Origin of the sequence: Chitinophaga fulva (assembly GCF_012927205.1) — a bacterium.
Classification (GTDB): domain Bacteria; phylum Bacteroidota; class Bacteroidia; order Chitinophagales; family Chitinophagaceae; genus Chitinophaga; species Chitinophaga fulva.
Genome location: NZ_JABBGC010000001.1, coordinates 3,635,100 through 3,653,294, shown reverse-complemented (window position 1 = coordinate 3,653,294; position 18,195 = coordinate 3,635,100). Strand labels below are relative to the sequence as shown.

At 50.6% G+C, this 18,195-nt stretch carries 14 protein-coding genes; 7 read left to right on the top strand and 7 right to left on the bottom strand.

From position 1 onward, the window contains the following. Position 1: 1 nt before the first annotated feature. From HHL17_RS14780 to HHL17_RS14775, 3 genes are all read right to left on the bottom strand, one after another. Positions 2–3,082, bottom strand: coding sequence for a SusC/RagA family TonB-linked outer membrane protein (locus HHL17_RS14780; protein WP_169225464.1), 3,081 nt, complete (start codon positions 3,080–3,082; stop codon positions 2–4). 83 nt (positions 3,083–3,165) lie between these two features. After that, complete coding sequence (locus HHL17_RS33725; protein ID WP_262889050.1) at positions 3,166–3,291, bottom strand: hypothetical protein; 126 nt, start codon at positions 3,289–3,291, stop codon at positions 3,166–3,168. Between the two features lie 275 nt (positions 3,292–3,566). Continuing rightward, positions 3,567–4,283: an SGNH/GDSL hydrolase family protein gene (locus tag HHL17_RS14775; protein ID WP_169225463.1), complete on the bottom strand. Its 717-nt coding sequence runs from the start codon at positions 4,281–4,283 to the stop codon at positions 3,567–3,569. Between the two features lie 116 nt (positions 4,284–4,399). On the opposite strand from HHL17_RS14775, the gene HHL17_RS14770 reads away from it, so the two are divergent. From HHL17_RS14770 to HHL17_RS33380, 6 genes are all read left to right on the top strand, one after another. Further along, positions 4,400–5,026 (top strand): RNA polymerase sigma factor, encoded by a 627-nt coding sequence (locus HHL17_RS14770; RefSeq protein WP_169225462.1) that lies wholly within the window; start codon positions 4,400–4,402, stop codon positions 5,024–5,026. A gap of 5 nt (positions 5,027–5,031) precedes the next feature. Beyond that, on the top strand, positions 5,032–6,558 hold the full coding sequence (locus HHL17_RS14765; protein WP_169225461.1) for a DUF6630 family protein: 1,527 nt from the start codon (positions 5,032–5,034) through the stop codon (positions 6,556–6,558). A gap of 109 nt (positions 6,559–6,667) precedes the next feature. Then, on the top strand, positions 6,668–7,864 hold the full coding sequence (locus tag HHL17_RS14760; RefSeq protein ID WP_169225460.1) for a FecR family protein: 1,197 nt from the start codon (positions 6,668–6,670) through the stop codon (positions 7,862–7,864). A 265-nt stretch (positions 7,865–8,129) separates the two neighbouring features. Then, complete coding sequence (locus HHL17_RS14755) at positions 8,130–11,324, top strand: TonB-dependent receptor (protein WP_169225459.1); 3,195 nt, start codon at positions 8,130–8,132, stop codon at positions 11,322–11,324. A 14-nt stretch (positions 11,325–11,338) separates the two neighbouring features. Continuing rightward, the gene (locus HHL17_RS14750) at positions 11,339–12,727 is read left to right on the top strand and encodes a RagB/SusD family nutrient uptake outer membrane protein (RefSeq protein ID WP_169225458.1); all 1,389 of its coding nucleotides are present in this window, start codon (positions 11,339–11,341) and stop codon (positions 12,725–12,727) included. After that, positions 12,727–14,541, top strand: a complete 1,815-nt coding sequence (locus HHL17_RS33380; RefSeq protein ID WP_206155991.1) for a TlpA disulfide reductase family protein — start codon at positions 12,727–12,729, stop codon at positions 14,539–14,541. The genes HHL17_RS14750 and HHL17_RS33380 overlap by 1 nt, the downstream gene beginning before the upstream one ends. Positions 14,542–14,598: 57 nt before the next feature. On the opposite strand, the gene HHL17_RS14740 is transcribed toward HHL17_RS33380, so the two are convergent. From HHL17_RS14740 to HHL17_RS14725, 4 genes are all read right to left on the bottom strand, one after another. Beyond that, positions 14,599–14,988, bottom strand: a complete 390-nt coding sequence (locus HHL17_RS14740) for a DUF3037 domain-containing protein (RefSeq protein ID WP_169225457.1) — start codon at positions 14,986–14,988, stop codon at positions 14,599–14,601. Continuing rightward, positions 14,966–15,760 (bottom strand): HipA family kinase, encoded by a 795-nt coding sequence (locus HHL17_RS14735; RefSeq protein ID WP_169225456.1) that lies wholly within the window; start codon positions 15,758–15,760, stop codon positions 14,966–14,968. Before HHL17_RS14735 ends, HHL17_RS14740 begins: the two co-directional genes overlap by 23 nt. Before the next feature lie 82 nt (positions 15,761–15,842). After that, positions 15,843–16,844, bottom strand: coding sequence for an HAD family hydrolase (locus HHL17_RS14730; RefSeq protein WP_169225455.1), 1,002 nt, complete (start codon positions 16,842–16,844; stop codon positions 15,843–15,845). Next, positions 16,841–17,386 (bottom strand): hypothetical protein, encoded by a 546-nt coding sequence (locus HHL17_RS14725; RefSeq protein WP_169225454.1) that lies wholly within the window; start codon positions 17,384–17,386, stop codon positions 16,841–16,843. Before HHL17_RS14725 ends, HHL17_RS14730 begins: the two co-directional genes overlap by 4 nt. Before the next feature lie 146 nt (positions 17,387–17,532). Between HHL17_RS14725 and HHL17_RS14720 the strand changes: the two genes are divergently transcribed. Continuing rightward, complete coding sequence (locus HHL17_RS14720; RefSeq protein WP_169225453.1) at positions 17,533–18,102, top strand: RNA polymerase sigma factor; 570 nt, start codon at positions 17,533–17,535, stop codon at positions 18,100–18,102. Positions 18,103–18,195 lie beyond the last annotated feature (93 nt).

Below are 18,195 nucleotides of genomic sequence, written 5' to 3'. Positions count from 1 at the left end.
CTTAGAAGTTTGCGTTAAGGCCGATAGTGAAGGTTCTCATGATCGGGTAAAATTCCCCTGCGGTATTCGTTTGTTCCACATCGAAACCAGGGAAGAATTTGTCCCAGGTCAGCAGGTTCTGTCCACTGGCGTAAATCCTCACAGAGCGCAGCTTGGCTTTGCTGATCACGGTTTTGGGCAGCGTATAGCCGAGCACTACGTTTTTCAGTCGCAGATAAGCGCCGGAACGCACCCAGAAAGAAGAGGTAACGTAGTTGTTGGCGATACTGTTGGGTGTCAGTCTTGGATAAGCAGCATCCGTGTTGTCCGGTGACCACGCATCTTTCTGATGCTCGAAGATGGTGCCCTGGAAGTTGGCGGAATAGAAAGGCTGCGCACCGGTGCCGGACATATAGTTGTTCCGTTTACCTACGCCCTGGAAAAAGATGTTCAGGTCAAAACCTTTGTACTGGCCATTGAGAGACAGGCTGTATTCATAACGCGGGAACGAATTGCCCAACACTACACGGTCGTATGCATTGATTTTGCCATCCGGTTTACCATCAGGGCCGCTTACATCGGCATAGCGGATATCACCCGGTTTGGTATTGGCAAAATGAAAAGGCGCTTTGTCAATTTCATCCTGTGACTGGAAGAAACCCTGTGCCTGATAGCCGTAATAGGAATTCAGCGGATTACCTTCACGCATGATGAGTGAACCGTTGATATATTCTTTACTACCCAGACTTACCACTTCATTTTTTACATCAGACAGATTGGCCTGAACGGAATACGTGAATTCACCAGCACGGTCTTTCCAGCCGATACCCAATTCCCAGCCGGTGTTGCGCATAGAGCCGATATTCACGAAAGGTGCGCCCAGTCCCACGTAGGTGGGCACGCCATCCAGCTGCAACATGTCTGTGATGTTACGTTTGAAGTAATCGGCTGTTACCGTCAGGTGATCATTGAGGGCAGTGAAATCGATACCGGCATCCAGTATTTTGGAGGTCTCCCAGCGGATGAACGGATTGGCGGCGGTTGTCAGCCCATAGCCTCCATTCACCACGTTGTTGAAGTAGTAGTCAAAAGAGCCACCCGTGCTATACATGGCGTAAGTAGGGTAATAATTGGCCACCCCGTTCACCACGAGGTCCTGGTTACCAAGGGAACCATAAGAACCTCTGATCTTGGCACTGTTGATCACATGACTGATGGATTTCCAGAAGTTCTCCTCAGAGATGCGCCAGCCGGCAGATACAGAGGGGAACAGTTTCCACCAGTTTTCTTTCCGGAAGCGGGACGATGCATCGAAGCGGCCATTGAGTTCCAGCAGGTATTTTTCTTTGTAGTTGTAGTTGATCCTGGAATAGGCAGATGCCATGGCATATTCACTCTGCGCACCTGATATGGTCTGTCCCAATGGATCTGCCGCATCCAGGTATGGCAGTGAAGGAGAGATAAGGTTTTGACGTTGTGTGTTGACGTAACTGGTTTTAAACAACTCGGTGGTGAAGCCGCCCAATACGGTGAAGCCATGCGGGCCTGTGTTCCAGTTGTAGCTTGCCTGGGAGCGGAATATGTTACGGGTGGTTTGTGTGTTGTTATCGATCAATGAATTGTTGGCCGGCCAGTTGCGTGCAAACAGCAGTTTGTTGTTGGCGATGTCCGGTGTATAAATTTTATATTGATTGGTCAGCTGTCTTGCGCGTCCATTGGCGGTATTAGAGCTATAGCTGGCCAGCAGCTCCATGCCTTTGATGGGTTTGTAGGTAAGCGTACCGGTGAGGATGCGGGAATCGGTGACACGTTTGTCCCAGCCTCCGTCTTTGGCTTGTGCAGCGGGGTTCATATTGGACCAGCCTTCGCCCCATTCGCCGGTATTGAACTGTCCGGGCGCAATGGCGGGCAAGCCTATCATTGCGCGGATAATGCCCTGTGGCGATGACTGTCCGGGCCAGTTGCGTTCTGTCCTGTTTACCACCACATCCGCAGCGGCAGACAGTTTGCTGGTGATGGCAATATCTGTATTAAAACGCAGATCGAGGCGTTTGAAATTGGTATTGGCGGTAAGACCGTTCTGGTCCAGGTATCCGCCGGAACCGAATACTTTGATTTTTTCGCTGCCGGCAGACAGGCTCAGGTTGTGGTTGTGCATGATGCCGTTGTTCACCAGTATCAGGTCTTTCCAGTCGGTATTAAAACGGGCGAAATTATCCGGCCCCAGTTTTTCATAATCAGCAATCTGTTGTGTGAAAGCCGGCGGCAGTCCTGCGTTTACCTGTGCGATGTCCCACAGTTTCATATGTTCGAGCCCATCTACTTTCTTAGGTAGATTGGTGGGTGATTGTTTGGCCACGTAACCGTTGTAGCTCACGCTGACACCATTGATACCGCGTTTGGTGGTGACCAGTACAACGCCGTTGGCCGCACGGGAGCCGTAGATGGCCGCCGCTGCCGCGTCTTTCAGCACGGAGATGCTGGCGATGTTGTTAGGATCGATAGCATCGAGGCTCATTTCGATATTGTCTATGAGCACCAGCGGATTCTGGCCTGCGTTGATGGAGCCGATGCCGCGGATGCGGATAGTGCCTGCATCGCCGCCGGGTACGCCGGACTGCTGGGTGACGGTCACACCAGGGGCTGCGCCCTGTAAGGCAAGGGACGCTGACGCTACTGAGCGGGTCGTCATCGTTTTGCCTTCAATAACCGAAACAGCGCCGGTGAGGTTTACTTTTTTCTGGGTGCCATAACCTACCACCACTACTTCTCCTATTTGTTTGTTGGCCGGTTCCAGGAAGATGTTGACCACCCGTTGGCTGTTGGCTTCCAACTCCTGTGTTTTATACCCCACGAAAGAAAAAACGAGTGTAGCCGTTTCCGTTGTACCAGCAAATTGAAAATCGCCGTTGGCGTTGGTAGTGCCTCCTTTGGTGGTACCTTTCATGGCCACGTTGACGCCGATGAGCGGCGTGCCTTCTTTATCTTTTACACTGCCTTTGAACAGATAGCTTTTTTGCCCGAAGGCGTACGGCTGTTGCAGGATGACGAGGAGCAGGAGCAGAAAGCTGCTCAGTCGCCAGTGACGGGTAAATTTTCCCATACAAAACGAATTTTGATTGATAAATAGCTTGATTAAAGATGAATGGTTGACATAGCCGGCCCACATGCAGCCGGAGACAGTAATTACAGGTGTTGTTGATGGTTTAGTGTTCGCGCATATAGTTGATAGCTGGTGTCATGGCCATGACCGGCATACGCAGCAAGGCATAGCAACAGCCCACAGCTGGTGACTGATAGTTTTAGTTTCATCAGAACGTGTATAGAATTTGGTTGCGTTTATAAAATATAAGGCTGTAAAAAGCCTACTTTATAATAAATGCCTTGGCGGGAACTAAAATAGTAATTCTTTTAAATAATCAACCTATAATTAATTAATTTTTTTAAAAACAATATCAAAACACGGACTGGAAGGGGTTTTAAATTTATCAAGTTGATATAGCGGGATATAAAAAGTATAGGGAAACTGGCTCATACCACCAGCCACCATGGCTAACAAAGCACACGGACTCGCTCAGGTCTTTTCCCTAATGATGATTTAACAACCGCTTTAATGCCGCGGGATAAGTATCTCCGCTGTCAGTACCTGCACCATCCATAAACGCGCCGTAGGTGATACTGTCACCGAAACAGAGTATACGGTGATGCCGGCGCAACAGGCGATGCGCTTTAAGCCAGGCATATAGTTCCGCTGCCATAAACCGGTAACCCGCAGCGGTAGGATGCACACCATCCTCCCGGCCCATGTTGGCAGCATTGACCATCATGGAGGCGGCCGTCCTGCCCGGCTCACCGCGGCTGACAAAAAGGTGATGAAGATCGAGACAATACACCTGCTCCGAAGCGGCAATTTCCTGTACAATAACCCGGGCGCTGTCTATTCTGCGGTTAGGGGCCACATCATACAACCCGCGCTGGTGGCGCAGAAAAAGATACCCGGTGTCTACAGGCAGAGAAGTCATCAGTACTACCGTCGCGCCACCCTGCCGGATACGCCGCACCAACTGCCGGTATTGCATGGCGTACTGCGCATAGGGCACCAGTTTTTGGGAGTTGACCATATCATTGGTCCCCGCCATCATCACCACCAGATCGGGCTTCAGCGCTATCACGTCTTTTTCCACCCTCGCCAACAGATCAGAAGTCGTGTTGCCACCAACACCTTTGTTGATCACGGTATAAGGACGCGAAGTGCAGGCCACACAGGCCATCAGACAGCATAAGAGCCAATAGCGGTAATTCATGGTGACCAAGATAATAAAAACAAAACCGAATTACCAGGACCACCATACCCCACTAGATTAGTAATTCGTCATTGTTTTCAGTATTTTTATGATTCAATTATTTCAGCGGCACAGGGATGAGTGATCAGTATAACAAGCACACAGAGGATGCATTTATAGCGCAACTGGCGGCAGGAGACCAACAGGTATTCCGGCAGCTGTTCGACTGGCACTATAAAGCCCTGTGTTATTTTGCCGGTTCCATCATTTCACATACCCATGCAGCGGAAGATCTTGTGCAGGAAGCTTTTTCCAAACTATGGGACAAGCGGGGCGACTTTCAAAGCACCGCCAGTATCAAAGCTTTTCTGTTCATTTCCACCCGCAACGCCTGCCTGAATTACCTGAAACAACAAAACAGGTTGACCGAACGGGAACAGGAATTCCTGTATCACCAGGATGCCCAGACAACTCCCCTTCCCGCAGGCTTTGATCCGCTCCTGGCGGAAACAGAGCTGCTGCAACACCTGTATGCCGCCATTGAACAACTACCTACTCAATGCCGGCGGGTATTCAAAATGGGTTACCTGGAAGGCCGCAAAAACGAAGAGATTGCCACCGCGCTTAATATCTCCTACAATACCGTACGGACCCAGAAACTGCGTGCCATTAAACTGTTGCGCAGCAGCGTGCTGAAAAAACAGGTGCTACCGTTGTTGCCACTTTATCTCACGTTGTTACGCTATTATGACTATAAAGGATAAAACCTATGTTCGAGAACGTTAATCCCATTTCACTGACGCTGGAAGATGCTGTCCGGCAAGGGCTGACAGCCGGTCTTTCCTATGATTTTGAATTCCTGTCTGAAGATGTTCCCGGGCTGAAAGTGCTGATTTTCGAAGAAGATGTACACACCGATCAGCTACTGGACCTGTATGATATCTATGTAGAACAGGACATCGCCGGGATGATATTCCGGGGCAGCTTACAGATAGACAATTCCATCATCGATTATGAACCGGACACATATGCCTGTTTTCTGTGGATAGATGGCAACCTTACCTGCCGTAACCTCATTGCCGGCTGCGTTCCCATATATGTCAAAGGCAATGTCACCGTTCAGCAGACCTTCATCGGTTATTACAACCACGGCGAAGTGACCATCGCAGGCGATCTGCACGCCCACCTATGGATAGAAGACGATCATCAGACAACGGTGCAGGGCCAGGTACATGCGGTCACCTTTGGGCCGGATGAGCAGATCGCCACGCCGGATTATACTGATTGGCACGATGTACTGCTGCCGGAAATGGCCGCTCAATTGCTAAAGGATGGCTACCTCTTTGCCGGCAATGCTGACCTGATACGGCTTATTCAGGAGGGGAAGCCCGTTTTCAAACAGGACCTGGTACGAACCAGTATTTCTTCAGATGAATTTTACCAGCTGCTGCACAATAAGCTATTTGCGCCGGGGCTCTACTTCCTGACGGTCACGCAAAAGGCATGGACGCTGCGTTTCAGCCGATACGGTGACAGGCCTGAAGACTGGAAACTGGATACCCTCTACATCAGGAATGAAGAAGAAGGGCATTCTTTTTTTATTTCTACCGCGCCGGGCAAGCCACTGTCTTTTCATCAGGAAGTCGCCGAAAACGAGTTTGAGGCGATCACCGATTTCGCCTCAGCAACGGGCCAACAGCTGTTTCGCTACTTCAACAAAGCCCGTTCGGTTGTCAGCGCTAAAACAGCCTGGAACAAGTATTACAAAAGAGATATAGACAAGGCGCAACTGTGGCAACTGATCTGGCTGTTTAATCCCACCGATAACACCGATGATTTTACCCCTGTGGCCACAGCTATCTTCCAACGGGTGCTGCTGGCTGCTGAATATCCATACACGTATATCCATAGCCGTTACCCCGAAGACAGTGAGCTTCGCGGGCTGGACGAAGTGCCAGGCGCCACTCTGCCCGTTTCCCTGCTAGACGGCCTGCTGGAACACGGACTGATTGCGGAGCTTTCCTACAAGAAACCGGTATCAGCAGAGGTGCACAAACTGAATGAAATAGGCCAGCTTTACTGGAACACCAACTTTAAGACGCCACCACCTTATGATGAAGACCCGGTGAGCGAAGCGTACATATATTTTGTGAATGCAGAGCTGCAGCCACATGGCGCTATGATCGTACGGGTGAACGCCGGTATGGGCAACTACCTGTTGGCCTGCATGCCGGTGGCCAGTATCCCGCAACTGAAGTTGCTGGCCGAGGCGCTGGATGTAACCGTGGAGTTTTAAACGCTTATGTTCAAACGAGAACATATTTATTTTAAAAAAATTTCAAAATTTTTGCTTTTTCCTTTCATCGAACTTAACAAGTTGTTGTTTCTATAGTAAAACATCAACTTTGGGAGTACCTGACAGCCAACAAGCAGATACATTTTTACAACGGGTCGCCTACCTGATCAGCCGGCACCAGCAAGACCAGCTCACCGCCGGTGAAGCCGAAGAATTGCGTGCCTGGCTGGATGCCACACCAGAGAACCGTCGTTTTATGGAACAATGGAACGACACCCGTTTGTTGGCCGACAAACTCCAACGTTATTCCCAACCCGATGTCAATACCGCCTGGGAGGCCTTTCGGGCCAAACACCTGACCGATGCTAACTTTGAACGTGCACCACGCAAAACCTTCCGGCTGAACTGGCGACACTGGAGTGCCGCCGCAGCGGTGGTTTTGCTGGCCGGCACCGCCTGGTACACCCAACGTTCCCGTCCTGCCGCCCCTATTGCCCAACAGCAGGAACAGGCGCCGGTACTGGCGGGCACCAGCAAAGCCGTACTCACACTGGCCGATGGCTCCACCCTACAACTGGACAGCGCCGGCCAACAGGTGATTGCGCAGGGCGCCGCCAGCATCCATCAACAGAATGGGCAACTCCGCTATGCTATACAAAACCCGGACGCAGCGCCGGCACTGAATACACTGACTACTCCCCGTGGCGGCCAGTTCAGGGTAATACTCCCAGATGGTACCGCCGTATGGCTTAATGCCGCTTCTTCCATCACCTACCCCACCGCCTTCCGTGAAGGCAACAGGCAGGTAAGCATCACCGGTGAAGCCTACCTGGAAGTAACATCAAAAGCCAACCATCCATTTCAGGTCAGGATCAATGACCAGACCACGGTAGACGTACTGGGCACCAGCTTCTGCATCAGCGCCTATGCCAACGAAAATACCATCAGCACCACCCTGGTGAGCGGCGCGGTGAAAGTCAACACCGGCAGCACTTCCCGCACCCTCGCACCCGGCCAGCAGGCACAGATCACCAACGGCAACATCAGGGTCAGCCCAACAGATACCTCCGCCGCTATCGCCTGGAAAAACGGAGAATTCTACTTTAATAATGCCGATATACCCGCCATCATGCGGCAACTGGAAAGATGGTACGATGTACATGCGGTGTACGAGGGAAGCATCCCCGTCCGCACCTTCCAGGGCGAAATACAACGTAACCTGCCACTGGAAGACGTACTGGAAGGCCTGCAATCAACAGGCATCCGTTTTCATATGAAAGGAAGAAACATTATTGTACAACCATAAATTGTCATGATTCACAACGAGCGAAACCAGCCATCTATCAGCTATATGCACCACCACTGACCTAAGATCGGCAGTCCCGCCCATAAAAAAACCGGAGGTGATTGGACCCACCCCCGGTGAATGTCCGGACGAAGACAGCCAGTATTAAGCTTGACGACTTAAATACTGATTATTTACATCCAAACAATGCAAATCTATGCAATTGAATCTTTATGCAAAGACTCTTTCTATACCGGGGTCTTTACCAACCAAAATTGCACTAACAATGAGATTAACAGTGATGTTACTGATTGCGGCCACACTAAAGGTTTCTGCCGGCGCTTCTGCGCAGACAGTGTCGCTTTCTGCGCGCAACATCTCCATGGAAAATGTGTTTACCGCCGTTAAAAAACAGACCGGCTACCTGTTCTTTTATGACCGGGCGCTCCTACCCAGTACCCGGCCGGTAAGCGTACAGGCACAACAACAGCCGCTGCAGGATTTCCTGGCGGAAGTGTTTAAAGGCCAGCCACTGGATTATACGATCAAAGACAAAACCGTTTTCATTAAACGGCGTGACCTGCCTGTTAGCACGCCGTTAGTACAGGAACCCGTGACCGGCACCGTGAAAGACGCGGCAGGCGTATCATTGCCGGGCGTAACAGTCAAGGTAAAAGGCACCAGTACCGGCACCATCACGGATGCGGAAGGTAAATTCAGCATCAAAGCCCATGCAGGCGATGTACTGGTGATCACCTATGTAGGATTTGAACCGAAAGAAATAACGGTAGGCAGCAGCACTAACCTTCCTGTTGTATTACAGACCGCTGTTAACGCACTGAATGAGACAGTAGTTATTGCTTATGGCACTACCAGCAAAAGATTCAATACCGGTTCTGTCAGCAGTATCAAAGCCAGTGATATTGCTTCCAATCCCGTAATGGACCCGTTGTCTGCGCTCCAGGCCAATGTGCCCGGGTTACTGGTGACCTCCAGTAATGGATTACCCGGCTCCGCTTTCAACGTGAGCATCAGAGGACAGAATTCAGTATTAAAAATCAACCAGCCGTTGTTCATCGTCGATGGCGTGCCTTTCATCACAGACCCCCTCAATGAGTTCACTTCTGCCAACGGCAACCAAAGCCCCCTGGCATCCATTAACCCAGCCGACATAGAACGGATCGATGTATTGAAAGATGCAGACGCAACATCCATCTATGGGTCCAGAGGTGCTAATGGCGTGGTACTCATTACTACCAAACGCGGGAAAGCCGGTAAAACAAAGACTGAGTTCAATGTTTATACCGGCGCCAGCAAGGTAGTGAACATGATAGATATGCTCTCTACCCCGCAGTATGTACAGATGCGTAAAGAGGCATTTAAAAACGATAACAAAACTTATGATAGAGAAACGGCGCCCGAGCTCACACTCTGGGACCAGCAGAAGACCACAGACTGGCAAAAGCTGATGATCGGCAATACTGGTCATGTTACGGAAGCACAAGGCAGCGTGTCCGGTGGTAATACTCAGACACAGTTCAGACTGGGCGGCACATTCCGCAAAGAAACCACCGTCATGCCCAACAACCTCGGCTTCACCAAAGGTGCGGGCAGCTTCAGCATCGACCACAGTAATAAAGACGGCCGGTTTCATATAGGCGCTGTCGCTAACTATTCCACGCTGCGTGATAATTCCATCGCCGCCAGCCTGACCGGGTTTACCGACATGGTTCCTAACTATCCAATCTATGATTCCACCGGCAACTACTACTGGAGGCCCGATGGCCTCAACCCGATGGCTTTTCTGCTCCGTAGCTCAAATACCCGTACCAATAACCTGGTGGCACAAACAGACATCCGCTACACCCTGCTACCGGGTCTGAACCTGAAAGCCAACGTAGGCTATACCCGCAGCGATATGCAACAAACGCAGCTGGTACCGCTGAAAAGTAATAACCCCAACACCACCACTACCAGTATGGCCAATTATGGCAATACACAAGCCAATACCTATATCATTGAACCGCAGATCGATTATACCACCCATATCGGTAAAGGCGACCTGCAGGTGCTCGTCGGCGGCAGCTGGCAGGAAGCCGTCCGCAAAGGCAACTGGGTGATCGGCGAAGGTTATTCCAGCGATGCGATGCTCGAAAATATGAATGCCGCGGCCAAACTGACCTCGAAAGCCAGTACGTATGCCCTTTACCGTTATAATGCAGTATTTGGTAAAGTGAATTATAACTGGGACGAAAAATACCTGATCAACGCCACGTTCCGTCGCGATGGCTCCACCCGCTTCGGACCAGGCAACCGATTCGGTAACTTCGGAGCAGTAGGCGCCGCATGGATTTTCAGTAAAGAATCCTTTATGCCAAAAGGATCCGTACTCAGCTTCGGTAAACTACGCGCCAGTATCGGCACTTCCGGCAATGATAATATCGGCGACTATAAATACCTTGACAGCTGGACGTCTACCTCCTTCCCCTATGACGGTATAACAGGGCTCACCCCTTCCAGGCTGGCCAACCCCGCCTACCGCTGGGAATTAAGCCATAAGAAAGAAGCAGCCCTGGAGCTGGGCTTCTTCGACGATCGCCTGCTGATCACCACCAATTATTATCACAATGTTTCGGACAATCAGTTGCTCGACTATAAACTGTCTCCACAGACCGGATTCCCTTCCGTCACCCGCAACTTCCCGGCGAAAGTGCTCAACAGCGGATGGGAGTTTGAAGTCAACACCATCAACATCCAACGGAAAGATTTCTCCTGGCGGACTTCCGTCAATATGTCCATCAATAAAAATGAACTGAAGGAATTCCCCAACATTGAATCTTCTTCTTATAAAGACCTGATGGTAGTAGGTAAACCACTGACCATTCAGAAAGGATTCCAGTTTGCCGGCATCGACCCGCAAACCGGTTTGGCCCTTTTCCAGAAAGCCAAAGGCGGTACCACCACCACACCATCAGAACCAGATGACTTTGTCATCCTTGGCAACAAACTGCCGGAATTCTTCGGCGGTCTGCAAAACACTTTCTCCTATAAGGGCATCAGCCTTCAGTTCCTCTTCCAGTTCGTGAAACAGGAAGGTACATCTTTCAACTATGGTTATGGCATTCCGTATATCGGCTCCGCCAGCAACCAGAGCTTGTATGCGCTTGACCGGTGGACAGCTGCCGGAGACAATGCCGGCGCGCCTAAAGCCACCGTGGGTTCCGGCGCGGCCAATTTCCGCAGCTTCGCCATCTCCAATGCACAATGGGGCGATGCTTCCTTTATCCGGTTGAAAAACCTCTCCCTGCGCTACGATCTTTCCAAATATGTACAAAAGTGGAAACTGGCTGGCGCCAGCATTTATGGCCTCGCACAGAACCTGTTCACGATCACCGGGTATGAAGGTTATGATCCTGAAACACAAGGCAGAATGATGCCTCCGTTGAAAACATATACCATAGGATTACAGTTGTCACTCTGATAAAATATACTGACATGAAACGCATTTATATATATATCACTTTACTGGCCATCACCACAACGGTAGCTTGTAACAAATATGTAGACACCCCCCTGCCGAAAAACGAACTGGTATCCGAACTGGTGTTCACAGACGATAAAACTGCTACCGCTGCCGTAACAGGTTTATACACCGATATGAACGGCTTCAACTATCAGTTTGCCAATGTGCTGCTCAGCTTTCTGTCTGCCATGCAGGCCGATGAAATGTATTATTTCTCGGCGTTCGAGAACTACGACGTTTTCCGGGAAAACAGGCTGGTACCCAGCAGCCAGTATGTAAAGAGCATGTTTGCCGATCAGTATGGTTTCATTTATCACACCAATGCCTGTCTGGAAGGACTACAGAAAGCCACCGGCCTTTCTCCCAATGTTAAAAATCAATTGTTGGGCGAGTCTTATTTCATGCGTTCCTTCTTCTATTTTTACCTGGTCAATATGTATGGTGATGTACCGTTGATTACGACCACCAACTACGAAGAGAATGGTCTCAAACCACGCGCAACAAGGGCCGCCGTCTATGATAACATCATCAAAGACCTGAACGACGCCGTATCCCTGATGGGCGACGACTATCCGACCGGCACACGCGTACGGCCCAACAAAGCTGCCGCCAATGCGCTGCTGGCAAGGGTTTATCTCTACAACCAACAATGGGCACAGGCAGAAGCTACTGCTTCAAAAGTGATTGCAGACAATAAATATTCCCTGCAGAAAGACCTGAACAAGGTATTCCTCGCCAACAGCGGTGAAGCGATTTTCCAGCTGCAACCCGTGAACGTGGCTGGTGGCCGCAATACCTGGGAAGGCTTCACCGCTGCTCCCGCCAATGCCACAGCTACTGCAGTTTTCCGGCTGGACACCCTGAATTTTATCCGCCGCTTCGAACCCAACGATCTGCGACTGACCAACTGGACAGGCTTTCGTAAAACATCTACCGGAGCGACCTACTATTTTCCGTTTAAATACAAAATCAGGGTGGGTACCCTGGGCGTAATAACAGAATATTCCATGGTGATGCGCCTCGCCGAACAATACCTCATCCGCGCTGAAGCCCGCATCCAGCAAGGCAAACTGGATGAAGGCCGTGCCGATATTGACGCGATCCGTGTTCGTGCAGGCATTCCCGTATTATCCAACACGCTCAGTAAAGACGACCTGCTGAAAGCCGTGGCCAAAGAAAGACACCTCGAGCTGTTCACCGAATGGGGCCACCGCTGGTTTGACCTGAAACGGACCAAACAATCTTCCGCCGTGCTGCAACCCATCAAAGGCGCCAACTGGCAGGATACAGATACCCTGTACCCCATCCCGGTAGACGCTACCAGCACCAATCCCAACCTCACTCAAAACCCGGGATACTAATGATGCGTACTTTTTCATTTGCCATATTGTTCCTGATGCTGCTGACCGGCGTTGCCACCAACGCCCGGTCACAGCAACGGGTTACCATCGCGCCGCAATACCCGCAGCGCGGCGATCTTGTCACGGTGACCTACGATCCACAGTCACCGGCTGCTGTTATCCCTGACAGCGTATCCGGTATCACACTGGTATTCTCCTACTCAAACTTTTATGATGTAGCGACCAGAATATCCTTGCACCGACAGGGCCACAAGTGGACGACCTCCTTCCGCCTGGCAGGTTTTGCCACCTATGCTACCTTTTACCTGGAAAGCGGTGAGCTCATCGACAAGCCCGCAGCAGACAGCCACTACGCAGTCTCCGTATACACCGGCCACCAGCCGGTGGAAAACGGACTGCTGTACAAAGCCTATAGTCTGTCTGCACAAAGAGGCAAGTCACCCGGGCTCGCCGCAGAACAGGCCTCCCTGTACCAACAGGAGCTGGACCTGTACCCCGGCAACTATGAAGCGAAAGTACGCCTGTTGCAATACAACCTGCAACACGCCCCCGATGCCAAAGCCCGGGAAACCTTCCGTCAGCAGGCCTTTCAGGTGATCGCGCAGAAATTCAACAGCGCCCCTTCCAATCCGGGGAACCTCAACAAAGTGACCATGGGCTATCTCATCATCGGTGAAAATACCAGGGTAGACTCCATCCGGCAAGTAGTGATGAAACGTTTTCCCGGCAGCGAACCCGGCATAGAACAACTGGCCTCCAACATCCGCAAAGAGAAAGATACCGCCACCCGGATAAAACTGCTGGAACAGGCCCTGCAAAAGGAAACACCACAAAACGCCAACGCCTATACGGGTATGCATGAACAGCTGTTCCAACTGTATGCCGCGCAACATCATACCGAAAAAACGTTGTACCATGCCCGTAAGGTAGCTACCCAACGCCGCAATCCCTGGACAGCCGAGACCTTAAAAGAACTGGCCACCACGCTGCAAACTAACCAGCTGGCGCCCGACACTGCCCGCTACTATGCAAAGCTGGCACTGTCGCAGGCCGACAGCTTCCCCGCCGGTATCATCCGGTACTTTCCGGAAACAGGCTACATCTACCCTTTTGTAAGTGACAGCACCCGCCAGGCCGTAACCCGGAAGGCACAGGCTAATCTCCTTTCCCTGCTGGGATTAATAGACCTCCAACAGGCACGCCTGCACGAAGGGGCACAACAAACAGACAGCGCCCTCGCCATCTCCCCGGACAACGAGACGCTCAACAACGCCACCCTCTTCTATACGCATACAGGGAACAAAGAAAAACTGAAAACCGTGCAACAGCTGCGGGAGAAAATACTGCTCGACAAAGTACGCCGCCAGCTGATCAGCCGGCCCGCCCCTTCGCTGCAATCCTTTGTAGACATGAAAGGCCAGCCGGTATCACCTGCCGCCCTAAAAGATAAAATTATACTGATTGATTTCTGGGCCACCTGGTGCGGCCCGTGTATGCAGGAAATGCCCTATCTCCAACAGTTGTACGAGGCTTATAAAAACAATCCCAAAGTGGTTTTCATGGTGGTCAACAGCGGCGCCCGCAACACCCTCGCCGATGCACAGGGATGGTCCGGCCATAAAAAATATACCTTCCCGGTATATTACAATACCGATCCGGACGTAGGAGAAAAATTCCGTTTCAATATTATTCCGGCAACTTACATCATAGACACCAAAGGCAATATCCGTTTCAGCAACATCGGTTTTGAAGGCCCCGAGATTGCCGCTAAACTGAAGCTGCAGCTGGAGTTGGTGGAGTCAGCTTCTTTGTAATGCCCATCACGCCATTGTCTGTTACCCCATCCATTTTCCAGCTGCTTTTCATTTCTTTTACGGCAGCAACACCAGTTGTTCATACAAGCGCTGCAAAGTAGCAGCTGCATCTGTGCACAGTCCGCCATGGGTCCTGGAGGTTTGTACAATGGTACTCCGGGTGGCCGTCAGCCAGCGGAAACGGGAGGCCAGGTCCAGCATACCGATAGGACCACCTTGTGGGCCGCCGGCGCAAATTTTTTCAATGGCACAGAGATACCCTGCCAGTTCGGTAATGTCAATAGCCGGGCATAAAGCGCGCAGCCTGGATTCATCCAGCGTATAACGCATCTGCAGGAATTTCTGTTTTTTACAGTAGAGCATGACACCTACGTTGAGAAACTCTTCCCGCTCTACCCGTGGCACTACGCGTATAACGGCGTACTCATATAAGTGTTGATCTTGCATATACTGCTTCTTTTACAAAAATTTCGGAAGAGGCTACCCTCCTGGTTAAAAACTGTGCATATACTTCGCGTCTCTCCGCTGCGGAAACACCTTCCTGACCGGTAAGCCATTCTTCCGGCACCAGGCCCACAATAGCGCGGATACTCTCCGGCGTAAGGATGGCGCGGAAAGCGCTGTCCACTTCAGCGATCTGTGTGGCCTGCGGCAGCAACACATGGTCTTTCACTTTCGCAAAAGGCCTGGTGGCCTGCTCTTCCCAATTGTCCCAGGAATGATGGAAATACAGGGAGGCGCCATGGTCTATCAGCCACAGTTCCCGGTTCCACATCAGCATATTGGTGTTACGCACGGTCCTGTCCACATTGGTGAGCAGACAATCGAGCCATACAATTTTAGAAGCGAGGTTTTCGTCGATGGTGGTCACCACCGGATCGTAGGTGATGGAACCGGAGAGGTAGTGCAACGCCAGGTTCAGTCCCACGCTGGACTTTAGCAGGTCTTGTATTTCTTCGTCGCCTTCGTTGCGGCCATAATCCTGGTCCAGTGAGGCAAATACGATTTCCGGCACTTTGAGGCCCAGCACCCGGGCCACTTCCCCGCCGATCAACTCTGCTATCAGCGCTTTTACACCCTGGCCGGCGCCTCTGAACTTCAGCACATACAGGAAACCGTCATCGGCTTCTGTAAGTGCAGGCAGCGAACCGCCTTCCCGCAAAGGGGTCACGTAGCGGGTTACCTGTACGGTCCTGAGTGAATATTGATGATTGTTCATACCTGACATAACTGTTTCCATCCTGCTGTAAGGACGGCCCAAATTAGGTCATTTTTTTCAGAATCAGGTATGGCACGGCATTTCAGGGCGTGGGTCCAACGAAGATATGCTGCCAGTCGTTCTTCATGCTGATCACTCCCCAACCATAGCGGTGGGCGTTATTCAGCGATTCGTTGTCATCTTCTTCATATTCAAATTCCCTTTCTCCGTCATCATGATGTACCAGCAATTGCAGGGACGGGTATTTGTTTCCCTGGCAGAAACGGAGCATGCTGATATCCCCGCCGCCGCCGATGTTGCCGCAAGCCAGGATAGGACGTTTACCGATATAATATTGAATGTTGACCGGTTTTTCCCTTTTATCGTTCAACGGATTGAGGCCTTTCAGGCGCATGATATCATTCACCCCGGCACTGTCTACATAAGCATATCGAAAGGTAGTGCCGATCACCTGTTCCGGGGGGATACCATAATATTTTTGAGAGATGGCCCGGATAAACTCTACCGTTCCTCCTGAACAGATATAGATCTTGAACTGGTTGTCACGCAGGTAATTCAGCAGTTCCAGCTGTGGCTGATATACCAGTTGCGCTACCGGCACTCCTAACACCGGATGTTTTACCACGGCAAAAAACCGCATCACGGCATCATGGAAATCGGTCTCCGTCATACCGGTATGAGTAAGGTCCATCAGGTCCAACAACCCTTTGCGGCCAAGGGTCTTCAGGTATGCCCGGTTTTTCTCCAATATGGCTTTATAGGGTTGTTTGTTGCGCAGCGCCGGAGTTTGTTTTACCAGCTGGATGATCCGGAAGACCACGAATTGTTCCTGTATCACCGGTTTTTCCGCCCACAGGGTGCCATCATTGTCAAAAGTGGCAATGCGGTCTTCCGGCGGGACATATTGTGTAGATTGTTCATTGGTGATCGTTGACACAAAACGGATAATAGATTGTTTTACCGCGCTGCTATTCCAGGAAGGCAGGGGATCTCCCTGTGCGTGGGCTGTCAGGGACAGCAATTGGACAGCTATGATCAGCCACCAGCTGTTGTCCCTGATAAAGTGTCTTAATAACGCGCTCATTTTCTTTCTTTAACGAATTTGCCGTCTTTATCAAAGAACAGTCGTCTGAAATCGTTGTCTTTCACCACCATCACTTCCCATTGTGCTTTTATTTTTTTGGGGGAGATCAACTGGTGGACTTTATCCTTTACCACTTTATAGCCGGGATAGTGATCGGCCAGGTACATGCCGATGCTCTCCGGCAATTTCGCGTCTATCGCTCTTTCCCGCGCCCTGATCAGGTGCCCGTTACGATCATACAACGCTTCAATGTCCAGCTTGTCTCCGGTCATGCTGAGGGTATAATATTCGTCCTGGAGACTGGGTTTATTCTCTTCTTCTACCTGCCAGTCTCTCTTATATAACCCTGTAGGGATCTTCATGATCTGGTTCAGGCTGACATTGGGGAAACGTTTCTGAAAATCCGCCAGTATCTCCGGTGGCAGGTTTTCTTTTTTTATCCTTTCCGCTTTCAGGATGGTCTCTTCGTCCTGTGCCGCCACATACAGTGCAGGAAGTGCAAACAGCAGCAAAAAGAGCCGGAATGCCTTCAGTGTCTTCATACAAAATCATTTAAAATGTGATGAATACAGTGACTGTTTTAAGAACAGCCGGCAGCGGTAAATAGTTTAGCCCTTGCCTCTGGTCGGGAAGGCCCCGATTCCGAATAGTTTCCTATATTTAGGCGGAAGAAAAAATCTGATACATATTGTCAAGGTCATCTATCCCGGATGAAAGAGAGCAACTGACAGCGATAGCAGCTGGTAACGAGGCCGCCTACACGCGCATGTTTAACGCCTACAGCCAACAGGTGTTCAATGCCGCTATGCTATATCTGAAAGACCGTACCGCCGCGAGTGAAGTTGTACAGGAGATCTTTATGAGGGTATGGTTAAAGCGGGAAACGCTGGACACTATCGATGATTTTTCCGACTATTTGTTTATACTGACACGTAATCATATATATGACAGCTTCCGCAAGCAGCTGGTAAAAGAAAAGGCCATGGCCTACCTCGGGATGCAGGACCCCGGCTATGCCAACGACACAGATCATGTGGTACAGGACCACCAGTACCAGCAAATACTGCATAACGCTATCGACTCGTTGCCCCCGGCACGCAAAAAAATCTATCTCGCCCGCAAACAGGGACTGAGCAATGAAGAAATCTCCCATCAGCTCAATATCTCCGTACACACCGTCAAAAAACAATTGCAACTGGCCCTGCGGTCTTTACGGTCTATCATCAAACAACAGCTCCACAATTTTTTTATTTTTTAATTTTTTTATTTTCTCATTTAGAGGATGCCTGGCGCTCTTTCTAATGGAAAAATAAAAAAATGAAAAAATTTTCTCCGGGGGAATACTCCTTTT

Bases quoted from the DNA above. Each gene is read 5' to 3' on its own strand.
- HHL17_RS14780 (WP_169225464.1), bottom strand. From the start codon at position 3,082: ATGGGAAAATTTACCCGTCACTGGCGACTGAGCAGCTTTCTGCTCCTG.
- HHL17_RS33725 (WP_262889050.1), bottom strand. From the start codon at position 3,291: ATGAAACTAAAACTATCAGTCACCAGCTGTGGGCTGTTGCTATGCCTT.
- HHL17_RS14775 (WP_169225463.1), bottom strand. From the start codon at position 4,283: ATGAATTACCGCTATTGGCTCTTATGCTGTCTGATGGCCTGTGTGGCC.
- HHL17_RS14770 (WP_169225462.1), top strand. From the start codon at position 4,400: ATGAGTGATCAGTATAACAAGCACACAGAGGATGCATTTATAGCGCAA.
- HHL17_RS14765 (WP_169225461.1), top strand. From the start codon at position 5,032: ATGTTCGAGAACGTTAATCCCATTTCACTGACGCTGGAAGATGCTGTC.
- HHL17_RS14755 (WP_169225459.1), top strand. From the start codon at position 8,130: ATGAGATTAACAGTGATGTTACTGATTGCGGCCACACTAAAGGTTTCT.
- HHL17_RS14750 (WP_169225458.1), top strand. From the start codon at position 11,339: ATGAAACGCATTTATATATATATCACTTTACTGGCCATCACCACAACG.
- HHL17_RS33380 (WP_206155991.1), top strand. From the start codon at position 12,727: ATGATGCGTACTTTTTCATTTGCCATATTGTTCCTGATGCTGCTGACC.
- HHL17_RS14740 (WP_169225457.1), bottom strand. From the start codon at position 14,988: ATGCAAGATCAACACTTATATGAGTACGCCGTTATACGCGTAGTGCCA.
- HHL17_RS14735 (WP_169225456.1), bottom strand. From the start codon at position 15,760: ATGAACAATCATCAATATTCACTCAGGACCGTACAGGTAACCCGCTAC.
- HHL17_RS14730 (WP_169225455.1), bottom strand. From the start codon at position 16,844: ATGAGCGCGTTATTAAGACACTTTATCAGGGACAACAGCTGGTGGCTG.
- HHL17_RS14725 (WP_169225454.1), bottom strand. From the start codon at position 17,386: ATGAAGACACTGAAGGCATTCCGGCTCTTTTTGCTGCTGTTTGCACTT.